This is a genomic window from Pseudomonas sp. NFACC42-2, from assembly GCF_900116055.1.
In the GTDB taxonomy this organism is placed as follows: Bacteria; Pseudomonadota; Gammaproteobacteria; order Pseudomonadales; family Pseudomonadaceae; genus Aquipseudomonas; species Aquipseudomonas marginalis.
In genome coordinates, this window is record NZ_FOZO01000018.1 from 51915 (window position 1) to 67589 (window position 15675).

Below are 15675 nucleotides of genomic sequence, written 5' to 3' on the forward strand. Positions count from 1 at the left end.
TGAGGATGTTGCATGACCTTATCCCTGCCCCACCATTACCGCGAGATCCTCAAGGGCCTGGGCGAAGACCCGGAACGCGAAGGCTTGCTCGACACCCCCAAGCGTGCCGCCAAGGCCATGCAGTACCTGTGTCATGGCTATGAACAGAACCTCGAGGAAATCGTCAACGGCGCACTGTTCGCCTCCGACAACGACGAAATGGTGATCCTCAAGGACATCGAGCTGTATTCGCTGTGCGAGCATCACCTGCTGCCCTTTATCGGCAAGGCCCACGTGGCCTATATTCCGACCGGCAGGGTGCTGGGCCTGTCGAAGCTGGCACGCATCGTCGACATGTTCGCCCGGCGCCTGCAGATCCAGGAAAACCTCACCCGGCAAATCGCCGACGCCATCCAGGACGTGACCCAGGCCGCTGGAGTGGCGGTGGTGATCGAAGCCAAGCACATGTGCATGATGATGCGCGGCGTGGAAAAACAGAATTCAACCATGAACACCTCGGTGATGCTCGGCGCGTTCCGCGAGTCGAACACCACGCGCATGGAGTTCCTGCAACTGATTGGACGGAGCAAGTAGCAATGCCACAACTTCAACCAGGCATGGCGCGCATCCGGGTCAAGGACCTGTGCCTGCGCACCTTCATCGGTATCAATGAGGACGAAATCCTCAACAAGCAGGATGTGCTGATCAACCTGACCATCCTGTATGCCGCCCAGGAAGCCGTGCGCGACAACGACATCGACCACGCGCTGAACTACCGCACCATCACCAAGGCCATCATCGCCCACGTGGAAGGCAACCGCTTTGCCTTGCTGGAGCGCCTGACCCAGGAACTGCTGGACCTGGTGATGAGCAACGAATCGGTGCTATACGCCGAAGTCGAAGTGGACAAGCCCCATGCGCTGCGCTTTGCCGAGTCGGTGTCGATTACCCTGGCGGCCAGCCGCTAACCCCTGAATTGTCAGTGAGCCCTATGAACGATCAACAACGCCTCGAACTCGAAGCCGCCGCCTTCCGCCGCCTGGTGGCGCACCTGGACAGCCGCAAGGATGTGCAGAATATCGACCTGATGAACCTCGCCGGTTTCTGCCGTAACTGCCTGTCCAAGTGGTACAAGGCCGAGGCCGACGAGCGCCAGATCGAGCTGAGCCTCGATGACGCCCGTGAAGTGGTGTACGGCATGCCGTACGCCGAGTGGAAAGCCCAATACCAGCAAGAAGCCAGCGCCGAACAACAGGCGGCGTTCGCCAAAGGAAAGCCCCATGACTGATTTGAACACCCTGCGCGCCAGCCTCGACAGCGGCGCCCACGTTTTTGCCGACACCCTGGCGTTTGTCGCTGCCGGTTACGATTACCAGCCGCAGGCCTTCACCAATGGCGATGTGGAAAACGCTGCCGGGCAGAACGAAGGTTCGTGCAAGACCTTGGGCCTGGCGCTGCTGGAAGGCTTGAGCGACCAGGAAGCGCTGCTGGCGTTTGGCGAGCATTACCGCTCGGTGGTGGCCACGCCTGAGGGCAGTGACCATGGCAATATCCGCGCCTTGATTGCCCATGGATTGGCAGGTGTGAAATTCGCCGCCCAGCCACTGACCCGCAAATCCTGAGTCAGATGCAGATCAAAATGTGGGAGGAGGTTTGCCCCTCCCAGATTTAAATTGCACCCATAAAAAAACCGGCCTCGCAGCCGGTTTTTTTATTTCAACAATTTAGAACGCAGCGTCCTTCAAACCGTCGAGGTAACGCTCGGCGTCCAGGGCCGCCATGCAACCGGCGCCGGCCGAGGTGATGGCCTGGCGGTAGACGTGGTCGGCCACGTCGCCGGCAGCGAAGATGCCTTCGATGTTGGTCGCGGTGGCGTTGCCTTCACGACCGCCTTGCACCACCAGGTAACCGTCTTTGGCTTCCAGCACGCCTTCGAACAACGATGTGTTCGGGGTGTGGCCGATGGCGATGAACACGCCGTCGACTTTCAGCTCGTCGAAGCTGCCGTCGTTGTTTTTCAGGCGAGCACCGGTCACACCCATGTTGTCGCCCAGGACTTCATCCAGGGTGGCGTTGAGCTTGAGGATGATCTTGCCTTCGGCGACACGGGCGTGCAGCTTGTCGATCAGGATCTTCTCGGCGCGGAACGTCTCGCGGCGGTGAACCAGGGTCACGGTGCTGGCGATGTTGGCCAGGTACAGCGCCTCTTCCACGGCCGTGTTGCCGCCACCGACCACGGCGACCGGCTTGTTGCGGTAGAAGAAACCGTCACAGGTGGCGCAAGCGGAAACGCCTTTGCCCATGAACGCTTCTTCCGATGGCAGGCCCAGGTAGCGAGCGCTGGCGCCGGTGGCGATGATCAGTGCGTCGCAGGTGTAGACGCCGCTGTCGCCGGTGAGGCTGTAAGGCTTCTTGGAGAAGTCGACCTTGTTGATGTGATCAAACACGATCTCGGTTTCAAAGCGCTCGGCGTGCTCTTTCATACGCTCCATCAACACCGGGCCGGTCAGGCCGTGGACATCGCCCGGCCAGTTGTCGACTTCAGTGGTGGTGGTCAACTGACCGCCCGCCTGCATGCCGGTGATCAGCAGCGGCTTGAGGTTGGCCCGGGCAGCGTAGACGGCAGCGCTGTAACCGGCAGGGCCGGAACCGAGAATAATCACTCGCGAATGACGGGTATCAGACATGACTCACTCCTATCGACCGCCCGGACTACAAGACGGCTGGAATAAAAAAGGGTCCACGAAGCACTTGGGGAAGGCTTTAACTCGCAGGCCCTGAAAAATAATGGGTGCAGCGTATCGAGGGGGGCAAGATTAAGGAAATACGGAATAACAATCCAGCTCATAGGCGGTCTCTATGCAGTCAGGCCGATTAATCGACGCCTTTGTTACCGTTGATGTCGTCACACCGACCACACTTTCGCCTTGAAGGCAAAGCCGGTAAGGTCGGCGCGTTCGTCATCCTGCTCGGAGTTCTCCATGCCCGCCCCTGTTCTTTCCGGCCCGCAATACCTGCGTGAAGGCCTCAAACTGGTGCTGAGCCCCGGCCTACGCCTGTTTGTGCTGCTGCCGCTGGCGATCAACCTGGTGCTGTTCGTCGGCTTGATCTACTTTGCCGGCCATCAGTTCAGCCTGTGGGTCGACCACTTGATGCCGACCCTGCCCGGCTGGCTGAGCTTTCTGAATTACCTGCTATGGCCGCTGTTTGTGGTGCTGGTGGTGCTGATGGTGTTTTTCACCTTCACCATGCTCGCCAATATCATCGCGGCACCGTTCAATGGCTTTCTCTCCGAGAAAGTCGAAGTGGTGGTACGGGGTACCGATGACTTCCCGGCCTTCAGCTGGGGCGAACTGATTGAAATGGTTCCGCGTACCCTGGCCCGGGAAATGCGCAAGCTGGGCTATTTCCTGCCACGGGCCATCGGTTTGTTTATCCTGTCGTTCATTCCGGTGGTCAACCTGATCGCCGCGCCTTTGTGGCTGCTGTTCGGCGTGTGGATGATGGCGATCCAATACATCGACTACCCCGCGGATAACCACAAGCTGGGCTGGAACGAAATGCTCGCCTGGCTGCGCCAGAAACGCTGGCAGAGCATGAGCTTCGGCGGCATCGTCTACCTGGTGCTGCTGGTGCCGGTGGTCAACCTGCTGATGATGCCGGCGGCAGTGGCCGGGGCGACGTTGTTCTGGGTGCGTGAACAGGGCGCCGAGGCCATGGCGACGCCGAAAGTGGCCAAGTCATAAATCCATCATCTGCATGACACAATGGCGACATGGCCCACGGCGACACTGTGGGTCATGACGACAGCTTCGCTCCACATCACTCTCATCACCGAAACCTTCCCGCCAGAGATCAACGGGGTGGCCAATACCCTTGGCCGCCTGTGCGAAGGTTTGCGCGCGCGCGGCCATCAAGTCGAACTGGTCCGCCCGCGTCAGGGCGCCGATGCCAGCCGGCCCAGCGATGATGGCTTGCTGCTCTGCCGCGGCTGGCCGCTGCCGGGTTACCCAGGCCTGCAATGGGGCCAGTCGTCGATGCACAAGTTGCTGCGCCGCTGGACACGCCAGCGCCCCGACGTGCTCTACATCGCCACCGAGGGCCCGCTGGGGCTGTCGGCGCTGCGGGCGGCGCGGCGCCTGGGAATCAGTGTGGTCAGCGGTTTTCACACCAATTTCCAGCAGTACTCCAACCAGTACGGCTTGAGCCTGTTAAGCCGTATGGTCACGCATTACCTGCGCTGGTTTCATAACCGCTCGACCTTGACCCTGGTGCCCAGCGCCAGCCAACGCCTGGAACTGGAGCGTCGGCATTTCGAGCGCCTGGGGATGCTGGCGCGCGGGGTGGACAGCCAGTTATTCCACCCGGCCAAGCGTGACAACGCACTACGGGAAAGCTGGGGCCTGGAAAACGACGATATTGCCGTGCTGCACGTGGGGCGCCTGGCCCAGGAGAAAAACCTCGGGCTGCTCAAGCGCTGCTTTGACGCGCTGCTGGCGACCTATCCACAGCGTCGGCTGAAGCTGATCATCGTCGGCGATGGCCCGCAACGCCCGATGCTCGAGCGCGACCTGCCCGACGCGGTGTTCTGTGGCACCCAGCGCGGCGAAGAACTGGCGCGGCATTACGCATCAGGGGATGTGTTCCTGTTCCCCAGCCTGACCGAAACCTTCGGCAATGTGGTGCTCGAAGCCATGGCCTCCGGGCTGGGTGTGGTGGCGTACGACCAGGCGGCGGCGACCCAGCATATCCGCCATGGTTACAACGGTGTGCTGGCCATGCCGGGTGATGAGGACGCGTTTTGCGATGCGGCCAGATGGTTGCTGGAAGACAGCGAACATTTGCGCAGGGCCCGCCTCAATGCACGCCAACATGCGAGCCGCCAGGGCTGGCCGGCGATTATCGAGCAGTTCGAGAACCAGTTACGCGATGTGTGCGCAGAACATTTGGCAGCTCCAACACTGCCTGACATTCGTTGAACGCTCTACGAATGACGTAGGCCAATTCCCCGTCCTGCCTGCCTACCCCTTGAATATTGGTTTCAACGGTAGGAATCCCTGCCTGAGATTGCCTGAATCGGCACGCCACAACAGGATATTTCCGGAACGTCGAGGGAATTATCACCACTGATATGACACCTGCCGTAAGAGGGGGTGTGTCCCTGTGAAACACACTCGAACGAGGCAGGTCATTCATGCTGAAAAACTAATAGAGAGCACTATGTCGACACTGATAAATGGATCAATGGCGCTGAGATTCCAACCCTTCAACCACTCGGCATGGGCATCCCCATCCGGAAGCGGTCACAACCACCAGAACCACGCAAACACTGGCTGGAACCGCCCGCAACCTTCGCGCCCGCAAAACAACTGGCAAACGGCGCAGAATGACTGGCAACACCCATCGCACAACCATGACAACCGCCCGCAGTCCACACGCCCGCAAAACGCCTGGCGGCCGGCGCAGAACGACTGGCAACGCCCACCGCACAACCATGACAACCGCCCACAGTCCACACACCCGCAAAACGCCTGGCAGCCGGCGCAGAACGACTGGCAACGCCCGCAGCCCACTGACCGCCTTCCACTACCTGGGGGTACGCGCCCAAACCAGGAGCAATGTTCCGTCAGGCAACCTCAATGGGCACGTTCCGACCAGACGGACAGCACTTCTAGCTTTAATCCATATGGACCAAGGACAAGGCAATAAGCATTAAGGCGAATGATGGTCTGAACACAAGCGGAAGGCCGGGTACTCAATACCCGGCCTTTTGCCTGAAACAGCGAAACCCTCACGCTCAGCCGTCGATAGTGAACGCAGGCCTGGGCTCCCCCCTACACCAGGGTCGTCAACGCCTCGCGACTGAACGGCAGAATGTCGCCTTCACGACCTTCACGCACCTTGACCGCCCAATCCGGGTCTACCAGCAGCGCACGACCAACAGCGACCAGGTCGAACTCGTCGTTGTTCAAGCGCTCCAGCAGTTTTTCCAGACTGGCCGGTTGCGCAACCTTGTCGGTGTTGACCATGAACTGCAGGAATTCACCATCCAGGCCGACACTGCCTACGGTGATCGTCGGTTTGCCCGTGAGTTGGCGGGTCCAGCCGGCGAGGTTGAGGTCAGAACCTTCGAACTCCGGCTCCCAGAAACGACGGGTGGAGCAGTGGAAAATATCCACACCTGCGTCAGACAACGGCTTGAGGAATTCACCCAAGGCCTCGGGGGTTTGCACCAGGCGTGCGGTGTAGTCCTGCTGCTTCCACTGGGAGAAACGCAAGATGATCGGGAAGTCCGGGCCGACGGCGGCGCGGGTGGCCTGGATCAGTTCGATGGCAAAGCGCGAACGGTTGGCCAGGCTGCCGCCGTATTCGTCGGTGCGCTGGTTGCTGCCTTCCCAGAAGAACTGGTCGACCAGATAGCCGTGGGCGCCATGGATCTCCACGCCGTCCATGCCGATGCCCTGGGCATCCTTGGCGGCTTGGGCGAACGCGGCAATGACATCCTTGATGTCCTGGGTGGTCATGCCGTGGACGACCACGTTGCCATCCTTGAGTTTTTCCATCGGGCCGTAGGCCGGCACACTGGCGTCAGGCTCGGTACCGATGCGGCGCACACTGCCCACGTGCCAGAGCTGCGGGACAATCTTGCCACCTTCGGCGTGCACGGCATCGACGACCTTCTTCCAGCCGGCCAGCGCCGCCTCGCCGTAGAAATGCGGGACATTCGGGTAGCCGTTGGAGGCCGGGTGACCGACCACGGTGCCTTCGGTAATGATCAGGCCCACGCCGGCAGCGGCACGGCGGCGGTAGTACTCGATGACCTTGGAATCAGGCACGCCACCTGGGGAAAACGAACGGGTCATCGGCGCCATGACCACACGGGTCGACAGCTGCAGTGCACCGAGCTGGAACGGTTTGAACAAGGCTTGGACAGGCATGGGAGCACTCCGCGGAAGACGAGGTTTATGATGCGGATAATATGGGGAGTGCAGAGCGCTGAACAGCACTATTGATTTGGGTGATTAAGGGGTATGAAAGCAGCAGCCAGCTTCAAATCTGAAACTTGAAGCTGGGCCTGCAGTTGCTCAATTCAGGGCTTTTTCGATGGCCTGCACGACCGTCGGATCATCCGGTGCAGTGCGCGGCGAGAATCGCGCGAGGACCCGGCCATCCTTGCCCAGCAGGAATTTCTCGAAATTCCAGGTGATATCCCCTGGAAACTCGGCGCCCTCGCCCGCCAGCAAACGGTACAGCTGGTGACGCTCAGGGCCGTTCACATCGAGCTTGCTGCCCAGGGGGAAGGTCACGCCGTAGTTCAGGCTGCAGAACTCGCGGATTTCCTCCTCGGTGCCCGGTTCCTGGCCAGCAAACTGGTTGCACGGCAGGCCAAGCACAGTAAAACCCTGGTCCTTGTACTGCTGATAGAGGTTTTCCAACGCAGCGTATTGCGGGGTCAGGCCACATTTGGAGGCTACGTTGACCACCAGCACAACGTGCCCCTTGAAGGGCGCCAGCGGCAGCTCTTGTCCGTCCAAAGCTTTGAGTTTCAGGTCGTGGAAAGCACTCATGACGAACTCCAGATTTCCCATGTTCTTAGCAAAGCAGCGCTTCGAGATTACAACCCGCAAGCCTGCAATCATAGACGCCGATTGCAAAACTTGCCTGCGGATTACTGAGCGGTCGGCCACGGCAGAATAGGAATCGCCGTCACCGCGTTCTGCGGGCTGCCTTCGATCAAGCGGTCACTGTAGACCAGGTACACCAGGGTATTGCGCTTCTTGTCGAGGAAACGCACCACCTGCATGGTCTTGAACACCAGCGAGGTGCGCTCCTTGAACACTTCGTCGCCGTCCTTGAGCTCGCCCTTGAAGCGAATCGGGCCGACCTGACGGCAGGCGATCGAGGCTTCGGCACGGTCTTCGGCCAGGCCCAGGCCGCCTTTCACGCCGCCGGTCTTGGCGCGCGACAAATAGCAGGTCACGCCGTCGACCTTGGGGTCATCGAACGCTTCGACCACAATCCGGTCGTTGGGGCCGACGAACTTGAACACCGTCGACACCTGGCCAACTTCTTCGGCCGAAGCCAGCAGCGGCATGGCCAACAGCAGGCCGAGCAATCCCTTCATCACGCGCATCGTGTATTCCCTTTGTTTAGACCAGGATCAGGTTATCGCGGTGAACCAGTTCCGGTTCCGCCATGTAACCCAAGAGTCCGACAATCGCGTCAGACGATTGTCCAATGATTTTCTGCGCTTCCAGGGCGCTGTAGTTGGCCAGGCCACGGGCGATCTCACGACCGTCGGGCGCCACGCATACCACCATCTCGCCACGGCGGAAGCTGCCTTGCACCAACTTGACGCCCACCGGCAGCAGGCTCTTGTTGCCCTGGGACAACGCCGACACCGCGCCATCGTCGAGCACCAGGGTGCCACGGGTTTGCAGGTGCCCGGCCAGCCATTGCTTGCGCGCTGCCAGCATGCCGCGTTCGGGCGACAGCAACGTACCGATGCGCTCACCGGCCTTGAGGCGATCCAGTACACGCTCCAGGCGCCCACCGACGATGATGGTGTGGGCCCCGGAACGTGCTGCCAGGCGTGCTGCGCGCAACTTGGTCTGCATGCCGCCACGCCCCAGGGCGCCGCCGACGCTGCCGGCCACGGCGTCGAGCGCCGGGTCATCGGCGCGCGCTTCGTAGATCAGTTGGGCATCGGGGTTGTGGCGCGGGTCGGCGTCGAACATGCCGTCGCGGTCGGTGAGGATCACCAGCAGGTCGGCCTCCACCAGGTTGGCCACCAGCGCGGCCAGGGTATCGTTGTCGCCGAAACGGATCTCGTCGGTGACCACGGTGTCGTTCTCGTTGATCACCGGGATGACCTTGAGCTCCACCAGCGCACGCAAGGTGCTGCGGGCGTTGAGGTAGCGCTTGCGGTCGGACAGGTCATCGTGGGTCAGCAGGATCTGCGCCGTGTGGCGGCCATGCTCGGCAAAGCTGGATTCCCAGGCTTGCACCAGGCCCATCTGGCCGATGGCTGCGGCGGCTTGCAGCTCGTGCATCGCGCTGGGTCGCGCGGTCCAGCCGAGGCGGCTCATCCCGGCGGCAACCGCCCCGGACGACACCAGCACCAACTCGACACCTGCTTCATGCAAGGCCACCATCTGCTCGACCCAGACGCTCATGGCTGCACGATCCAGGCCTTTGCCATCCGCCGTCAGCAGCGCACTTCCGATCTTTACGACCCAGCGCTGCGCACCTGTCACTTTGCTCCGCATCATCTTCAACCTTAGATTGAGGGCCGCGCGACCCAGCGCCGCCCATAACGTTATACCCGGATACCAAAACGCCGCTCCAGGGAGCGGCGTTCAAGTTTATCGCAACGGATCAGTCGCGCACGTAAATGATTTCCGGACCGTCTTCGTCATCCACGTCTTCTTCGTCCCAATCATCGTCGCCGATGTCATGGACCGACTTCACGCCGCTGCGGCGCAGGGCACGTTGGTCATCCAGGGCCTGCAACTGGGCACGGGCCTCGTCTTCGATCTGCTGATCGAGTTCGGCGAGTTCGGCCTTGAATACCGGGTCGGCCGCCAGACGGTCGGCACGGTCTTCCAGGTAGCGCATGATGTCGCGGGTCAAGCGCTCGGTGCCTTCTTTGGCGATCGCCGAGATCACGTAGACCGGGCCGGTCCATTCCAGGCGATCGACGATTTCCTTGACGCGCTCCTCGTGCTCTTCTTCGAGGATCTGGTCGCATTTGTTCAGCACCAACCAGCGATCGCGCTCGGCCAGGGCCGGACTGAACTTGGTCAGTTCGCTGACGATCACTTCGGCGGCGTCCGGTGCACTGGTGTCATCCAAGGGCGCCATGTCGACGAGGTGCAGCAGCAAACGGGTACGGGACAAATGCTTGAGGAAGCGAATCCCCAGGCCTGCGCCGTCGGAAGCCCCTTCGATCAGGCCGGGAATGTCGGCGATCACAAAGCTTTTCCAGCGGTCGACGCTGACCACGCCCAGGTTTGGCACCAGGGTGGTGAACGGGTAGTCGGCGACTTTCGGCTTGGCGGCCGACACCGAGCGGATGAAGGTACTTTTGCCGGCGTTCGGCAGGCCCAGCAGGCCCACGTCAGCCAGTACCTTCATTTCCAGTTTCAGGTCGCGCTGCTCGCCCGGCTTGCCGGGCGTGGTCTGGCGCGGTGCACGGTTGGTACTGGACTTGAATCGGGTGTTACCCAGACCGTGCCAGCCGCCCTGTACAACCATCAGTTTCTGGCCGGCCTTGGTCAGGTCGCCAATCACTTCCTGGGTCGCGGAGTCGATGATCGTGGTGCCGACCGGTACGCGCAGTACCAGGTCTTCGCCTTTTTTACCGGTGCAGTCGGTGCTGCCGCCGTTGGAGCCACGCTCGGCATCGAAATGCCGGGTGTAACGGTAGTCCACCAAGGTGTTGAGGTTTTCGTCGGCCATCATGTAGATGGAGCCGCCGTCACCGCCGTCACCGCCGTTGGGGCCACCGTTTTCGATGAATTTTTCGCGACGGAAACTCATGCAACCGTTACCGCCGTCGCCTGCTTTTACTCGGATGGAAACTTCATCAACGAACTTCATAACAAAACGCCTCTCGCCGCATGGACGAGCTTAAGAAACCAAGACATAAGACTCTTGCAAAAATGAGCGCAGCGACCTCAATCAACAGCCGCAAATCCAGCTGCTCGAGCCCATTACAAACAGCTTTGCAAGAGACTCACTCCACAAACGAAAAAGCCCCGTCGCAAGACAGGGCTTTTCCAGCGATCGCGCAATTAAGCGGCGACAACGCTCACGTAACGGCGGTTGAACGCGCCTTTTACTTCAAACTTGATCACGCCTTCGATTTTCGCGAAGAGGGTGTGATCTTTACCCATGCCAACACCGTAACCGGCGTGGAATTGGGTGCCGCGCTGACGCACGATGATGTTGCCCGGAATGATTTTCTGGCCGCCATACATCTTAACGCCAAGGCGTTTGGCTTCTGAGTCGCGACCGTTACGGGTACTACCACCAGCTTTTTTGTGTGCCATGAGTCAATTCTCCTAGTGAGGAATTAGGCTGAAATTAAGCCTGAATACCGGTGATTTTGATCTCGGTGTACCACTGGCGGTGGCCCATACGCTTCATGTGGTGCTTACGACGACGGAACTTGATGATGCGGACTTTATCGTGACGACCTTGGGAGATCACTTCAGCCACAACGGTAGCGCCAGCAACAACTGGAGCGCCGATGTTCACGTCATCGCCATTGGCGACCAACAGAACGCGATCAAAGGTAACGGATTCGCCGGTAGCGATTTCCAGTTTTTCGATCTTCAGGTATTCACCTGGGGCGACCTTGTATTGCTTGCCACCAGTAACAATTACTGCGTACGACATGGTATTTCTCCGATAATCCTGCTCACCCAGCGCTTTATAAGAAGAGGTATTGGCTGGCATGGCTGCATGGGATGGACGTCCCGAATGCAATTGCGTAAGGCAGGTGCTGCCCAGGAAGTTCAGGGTGCGCGATTGTACGCAAGGTAAATGGGTGTTGCAAGTGGCCGTCTATCGCGCCTTGACACCCGGGGGTCAGGGTCCTAGCATGCCGCGCAACCCTTCTGGAGCGACTGTCGCTGATGCAACCCCAAGCTTTCTACCGCGCGGTCGCGGACGATTTTAGCGCCGTCGACGGCATCATCAAGCAGCAGCTGACGTCTAAAGTGCCGCTGGTCTCCAAAATTGGCGACTACATTACGTCGGCGGGCGGTAAACGCCTGCGTCCTTTATTAGTGCTGCTGTGTGGCAAGGCCCTGGGCCGCGAAGGCGATGATCTGCGCCTGCTGGCCGCCACCATCGAATTCCTGCACACCGCGACCCTGCTGCATGACGACGTGGTCGACATGTCCGGCATGCGCCGTGGCCGCGAGACCGCCAATGCGATGTGGGGCAATGCCCCGAGCGTGCTGGTGGGCGACTTCCTGTACTCGCGCTCGTTCGAAATGATGGTCGAGCTGGGCTCGATGCCGGTGATGAAGATTCTTTCCCAGGCCACGCGCATCATCGCTGAAGGCGAAGTGCTGCAGCTGTCCAAGGTTCGCGACGCCAGCACCACCGAAGAAACCTATATGGAAGTGATTCGCGGCAAGACCGCGATGCTCTTCGAAGCCTCCACACACAGTGCCGCCGCGCTCTGTGGCGCGACCGCCGAGCAGGCCGAAGCCCTGCGTACCTTCGGTGATCACCTGGGCGTGGCGTTCCAACTGGTAGACGACCTCCTCGACTACCGTGGCGATGCAGAAACCCTGGGCAAGAACGTCGGCGACGACCTGGCCGAAGGCAAACCGACCTTGCCGCTGATCTACACCATGCGCGAAGGCACGCCGGAACAGGCGGCACTCGTGCGCAAGGCGATCCAGAAAGGCGGGATCGAAGACCTGGAGGCCATCCGCGCTGCCGTGGAAGCTTCCGGTTCCCTGGAGTACACCGCGCAACTGGCGCGTGACTACGTAGCCCGTGCGATCCAGTGCCTGCAAGCCCTGCCGGCCAGCGAGTACCGGGATGCCCTGGTTGAGCTGAGTGAGTTTGCGGTCGCCCGTACTCACTAAAACATACCTGCAAGACCAATGTGTGGGGGGGCTTGCTCCCGATGGCGGTGGATCGGCCAGTCGATATATCGGCTGGAACACCGTCATCGGGGCAAGCCCCTCCCACATTTGGATTTCATACAGCCTGCAACATCACAAAACCCTATATAATGTGCGACTTTTAGTCATCCCTGAATCTCAAGGAGCTTTAGTGAGCACGTTGCCACCCTGCCCGAAATGCAATTCCGAATACACCTATGAAGACGGCGCCCAGCTGATCTGCCCGGAATGCGCCCATGAGTGGTCCGCCAATGGCGAGGCCGAAGTGGCCGGCGATGAAACCGTGAAGAAAGACTCTGTGGGCAACGTCCTGCAGGACGGCGACACCATCACCGTGATCAAAGACCTCAAGGTCAAGGGCACGTCCCTGGTCGTGAAGGTCGGCACCAAGGTCAAGAACATCCGCCTGTGCGACGGCGACCACGATATCGATTGCAAGATCGACGGTATCGGCCCGATGAAACTCAAGTCCGAGTTCGTGCGCAAAGTCTGAACCTGCTGCATCCATCCCGCGCCCGCGCGGGATGGCGTTTTGCCCTCCCCGTTGACCCCTCGCAATATCCACACAGAAAAACCAGGAAACTGCCAATAGGCACTTGCTATTCTACGAATAAGAATTATTCTCATTGAAACCCATCAAGGAGATGTACCCATGACTTATTTGATAGATGCCTGGCTCGACCGCCCACACCCTTACCTGCGCATCCTTCATCGGGAAACCGGCGAAGTCTGTGCGGTGCTGGAAGAAGAAGCGTTGAATGAACTGCAGGACCAGGGTGACCTGGATGTCAACGGCCTGAGTTCGAGTGAACCAGGAGTGCTCAAGGAAGTGGTGCGTAATCTGTTTCTGTTCTGCTATGCCCGAGCGTTGCGCCCGGCGACGGAGCTCAGTGGCAAATTCCACCCATGAACACACCGGCAAAACACTGTGGGAACGAACGGACGCGTTCCCACAGGTAAGCAGCAGGTCTTACAGAACGTCGAGCAGTTCGACGTCGAATACCAGCACGCTGTGCGGCGGAATGCTGCCAACGCCTTGAGCGCCGTAAGCCAATTCGCTCGGCACGTACAGGCGCCATTTGCTGCCGGCATTCATCAGTTGCAGGGCTTCGGTCCAGCCGGCGATCACGCCGCCTACCGGGAATTCTGCAGGCTGGCCACGCTCGTAGGAGCTATCGAACACAGTGCCGTCGATCAAGGTGCCGTGGTAGTGAGTACGAACCTGGTCTTCACGGGTCGGTTTGGCGCCGTCACCAGCGGTCAGCACTTCAAATTGCAGGCCGGAAGCCAGGGTGGTGATGCCATCACGCTTGGCGTTTTCAGCCAGGAACGCCAGGCCAGCGCCTGCGGCGGCTTCAGCCTTGGCAGCAGCCTCGGCTTGCATGATTTCGCGGATGACCTTGAAGCTGGCGGCCATTTGCTCCTGGTCAACACGGCTTGGTTTGCCGGCGAATGCATCGGTCAGGCCAGCCAGGATCGCGTCCAGGCTCACACCCGGTGGTGGGTTGTCGCGCAGTTGGTCGCCCAACTGACGGCCGATACCGTAGCTGACGCGGGTTTCGTCGGTGGACAGATTAACTTCGGACATGAAGAGGCTCCGCTGTAGGGCAGCACTGGAAACAGTGATGTGCGCGCCGCCCTGAACTAAAAGGGCCAGCAGACTAGCACACAAGACCTGCTCGTGATGAGCCCTGCACGGTAGCGCGACACCGGGATCGCGACGCTTCGTCGCACACGCAATAAAAGCACTTCAGATTCACAGCCCGTCGCCGATACAGCGCTACACACTTTGGCTGGCTCAAATAACAACACCGTCCAGCAGACAGACATCACCTTTGCGGAGCATTAGATGAACAGCTGGTTCGGTAACATCAGCGTCAACCTCAAACTGGGCCTGGGCTTCGGCCTGGTACTGGTCCTCACCTCGATCCTGGCCTTCACCGGCTGGACCAGCCTGGGCAGCCTGATCGACCGCAGTAACTGGATGAGCGACATTACCCAGCTCAACGCGTCGCTGACCAAACTGCGCATCGTGCGCCTGCAATACATGTTGGCCAACGGCGATGAAGCCGTGGCGCAGAACGTGCAGACCAGCCTGGATGCCTTTGCTGCCCAGCAACAGAAACTCCTGGACAGCTTCAAGAGCCCGGAAAACGTCAAGCTGCTCAACGAGCAGAAAGCCATCATCACGGCTTATCAGCAATCCCTGAACAAAATGCGCGAGGCTTACCGTAACGGCAACGCTGCTCGCCAGGTCATGGGGGACAAGGCCGATATCGCCAACGCCCAGATCGATGCGCTGGACACCAGCGTGCAGCAGATGCCCGACAGCTCGGAGCGCTTCACTCAGTTCCAGGCGGTGACCAACGCCAAGCAAGCGTTCCAGTTAGCCCGCTACGAAGTGCGTGGCTACACCAATAACGTCAACCCGGACACCGAAGCCCGCGCTGCGGCACAAATCGAGAAAGCCATCGGCGGCTTGAAAGGCCTCAGTGTCGCATTCGGCGCCAGCCAGCAAAGCGCGCTGAGCGCCCTGGAAACCGCCCTGGGCGCCTATCGCACAGCCGTTCAAAACTACAAGACGGCCAACGCCAACATCGTGGCTGCCCGTGCCGAAATGACCACCCAAGGCGCCGACATCGTCACCATCAGCGACAAGCTCTACGACATCCAGCTGGATCGTCGCGACGCCGAAAGTGCCCAGGCCCGCAGCCTGCAGTTGATCAGCACGCTGCTGGCGCTGCTGGTGGGTATCATTGCGGCACTGGTGATCACCCGCCAGATCACCCGTCCACTGCAGGAAACCCTGGCCGTGGTTGAGCGCATCGCCTCCGGCGACCTGAGCCACAATATCCAGGTCACCCGTCGCGATGAGCTGGGCGTACTGCAACAAGGCATCCAGCGCATGGGCACCACCTTGCGTGAACTGATCAGCGGGATTCGCGACGGCGTGACCCAGATCGCCAGCGCCGCCGAAGAGTTGTCGGCCGTCACCGAGCAGACCAGCGCCGGTGTGAACAGCCAGAAGATCGAGACCGATCAGGTC

Annotated in this window: 18 protein-coding genes and 1 pseudogene; 10 read left to right on the top strand and 9 right to left on the bottom strand. The window is 60.2% G+C overall.

Annotated features, from left to right (window positions below):
- Positions 1–12 precede the first annotated feature (12 nt).
- The 4 genes from folE to BM416_RS24075 are packed head-to-tail and all read left to right on the top strand — an operon-like array spanning position 13 to position 1601.
- Positions 13–573 carry a GTP cyclohydrolase I FolE gene (gene folE, locus BM416_RS24060; protein WP_027607643.1) on the top strand — a complete coding sequence of 187 codons (561 nt, stop codon included), beginning with the start codon at positions 13–15 and terminating at the stop codon, positions 571–573.
- A gap of 2 nt (positions 574–575) precedes the next feature.
- On the top strand, positions 576–947 hold the full coding sequence (gene folX / locus BM416_RS24065; RefSeq protein WP_003194073.1) for a dihydroneopterin triphosphate 2'-epimerase: 372 nt from the start codon (positions 576–578) through the stop codon (positions 945–947).
- A gap of 23 nt (positions 948–970) precedes the next feature.
- Positions 971–1267, top strand: coding sequence for a DUF1244 domain-containing protein (locus BM416_RS24070; RefSeq protein WP_139237772.1), 297 nt, complete (start codon positions 971–973; stop codon positions 1265–1267).
- Positions 1260–1601: a HopJ type III effector protein gene (locus BM416_RS24075; protein ID WP_065925976.1), complete on the top strand. Its 342-nt coding sequence runs from the start codon at positions 1260–1262 to the stop codon at positions 1599–1601. The genes BM416_RS24070 and BM416_RS24075 overlap by 8 nt, the downstream gene beginning before the upstream one ends.
- A gap of 102 nt (positions 1602–1703) precedes the next feature.
- Here BM416_RS24075 and trxB read toward each other — a convergent pair whose 3' ends face one another.
- Positions 1704–2666 (bottom strand): thioredoxin-disulfide reductase, encoded by a 963-nt coding sequence (gene trxB, locus BM416_RS24080; RefSeq protein ID WP_025858049.1) that lies wholly within the window; start codon positions 2664–2666, stop codon positions 1704–1706.
- A 294-nt stretch (positions 2667–2960) separates the two neighbouring features.
- Between trxB and cysZ the strand changes: the two genes are divergently transcribed.
- Together cysZ and BM416_RS24095 are read left to right on the top strand one after the other, a co-directional pair.
- On the top strand, positions 2961–3725 hold the full coding sequence (gene cysZ / locus BM416_RS24090) for a sulfate transporter CysZ (RefSeq protein WP_027607646.1): 765 nt from the start codon (positions 2961–2963) through the stop codon (positions 3723–3725).
- Between the two features lie 54 nt (positions 3726–3779).
- The gene (locus BM416_RS24095) at positions 3780–4958 is read left to right on the top strand and encodes a glycosyltransferase family 4 protein (RefSeq protein WP_092489702.1); all 1179 of its coding nucleotides are present in this window, start codon (positions 3780–3782) and stop codon (positions 4956–4958) included.
- 855 nt (positions 4959–5813) lie between these two features.
- Here BM416_RS24095 and BM416_RS24100 read toward each other — a convergent pair.
- The 7 genes from BM416_RS24100 to rplU all read right to left on the bottom strand — a co-directional run bounded on the left by BM416_RS24100 (position 5814) and on the right by rplU (position 11382).
- Complete coding sequence (locus tag BM416_RS24100; protein ID WP_065925973.1) at positions 5814–6917, bottom strand: NADH:flavin oxidoreductase; 1104 nt, start codon at positions 6915–6917, stop codon at positions 5814–5816.
- Between the two features lie 147 nt (positions 6918–7064).
- Entirely contained in the window at positions 7065–7547 is a 483-nt protein-coding gene (locus tag BM416_RS24105) for a glutathione peroxidase (RefSeq protein WP_065925972.1), read from the bottom strand.
- Between the two features lie 101 nt (positions 7548–7648).
- Positions 7649–8113 carry a CreA family protein gene (locus BM416_RS24110; RefSeq protein ID WP_034100556.1) on the bottom strand — a complete coding sequence of 155 codons (465 nt, stop codon included), beginning with the start codon at positions 8111–8113 and terminating at the stop codon, positions 7649–7651.
- 16 nt (positions 8114–8129) lie between these two features.
- Positions 8130–9248, bottom strand: coding sequence for a glutamate 5-kinase (proB, locus tag BM416_RS24115; RefSeq protein ID WP_065939004.1), 1119 nt, complete (start codon positions 9246–9248; stop codon positions 8130–8132).
- 109 nt (positions 9249–9357) lie between these two features.
- A complete protein-coding gene (gene cgtA / locus BM416_RS24120) occupies positions 9358–10581 on the bottom strand; it encodes an Obg family GTPase CgtA (RefSeq protein ID WP_015885843.1) in 1224 nt (407 codons plus the stop codon).
- Positions 10582–10775: 194 nt separating this feature from the next.
- A complete protein-coding gene (gene rpmA / locus BM416_RS24125) occupies positions 10776–11033 on the bottom strand; it encodes a 50S ribosomal protein L27 (protein WP_003176049.1) in 258 nt (85 codons plus the stop codon).
- A gap of 34 nt (positions 11034–11067) precedes the next feature.
- Entirely contained in the window at positions 11068–11382 is a 315-nt protein-coding gene (rplU, locus tag BM416_RS24130) for a 50S ribosomal protein L21 (RefSeq protein WP_003176051.1), read from the bottom strand.
- A gap of 239 nt (positions 11383–11621) precedes the next feature.
- On the opposite strand from rplU, the gene BM416_RS24135 reads away from it, so the two are divergent.
- The 3 genes from BM416_RS24135 (at position 11622) to BM416_RS24145 (ending at position 13539) form a co-directional block, all read left to right on the top strand.
- Positions 11622–12590 carry a polyprenyl synthetase family protein gene (locus BM416_RS24135; RefSeq protein ID WP_027607652.1) on the top strand — a complete coding sequence of 323 codons (969 nt, stop codon included), beginning with the start codon at positions 11622–11624 and terminating at the stop codon, positions 12588–12590.
- Between the two features lie 190 nt (positions 12591–12780).
- The gene (locus tag BM416_RS24140) at positions 12781–13122 is read left to right on the top strand and encodes a zinc ribbon domain-containing protein YjdM (protein WP_003230858.1); all 342 of its coding nucleotides are present in this window, start codon (positions 12781–12783) and stop codon (positions 13120–13122) included.
- A 159-nt stretch (positions 13123–13281) separates the two neighbouring features.
- On the top strand, positions 13282–13539 hold the full coding sequence (locus BM416_RS24145; RefSeq protein ID WP_057724031.1) for a PA4570 family protein: 258 nt from the start codon (positions 13282–13284) through the stop codon (positions 13537–13539).
- 60 nt (positions 13540–13599) lie between these two features.
- Here BM416_RS24145 and BM416_RS24150 read toward each other — a convergent pair whose 3' ends face one another.
- Positions 13600–14217, bottom strand: a complete 618-nt coding sequence (locus BM416_RS24150) for a BamJ family beta-barrel-assembly machinery protein (RefSeq protein ID WP_003176055.1) — start codon at positions 14215–14217, stop codon at positions 13600–13602.
- Positions 14218–14478: 261 nt separating this feature from the next.
- Here BM416_RS24150 and BM416_RS31260 point away from each other — a divergent pair.
- Positions 14479–15543 (top strand): annotated as a pseudogene (locus tag BM416_RS31260) (methyl-accepting chemotaxis protein); the annotation flags it as partial.
- Between the last annotated feature and the right edge of the window lie 132 nt (positions 15544–15675).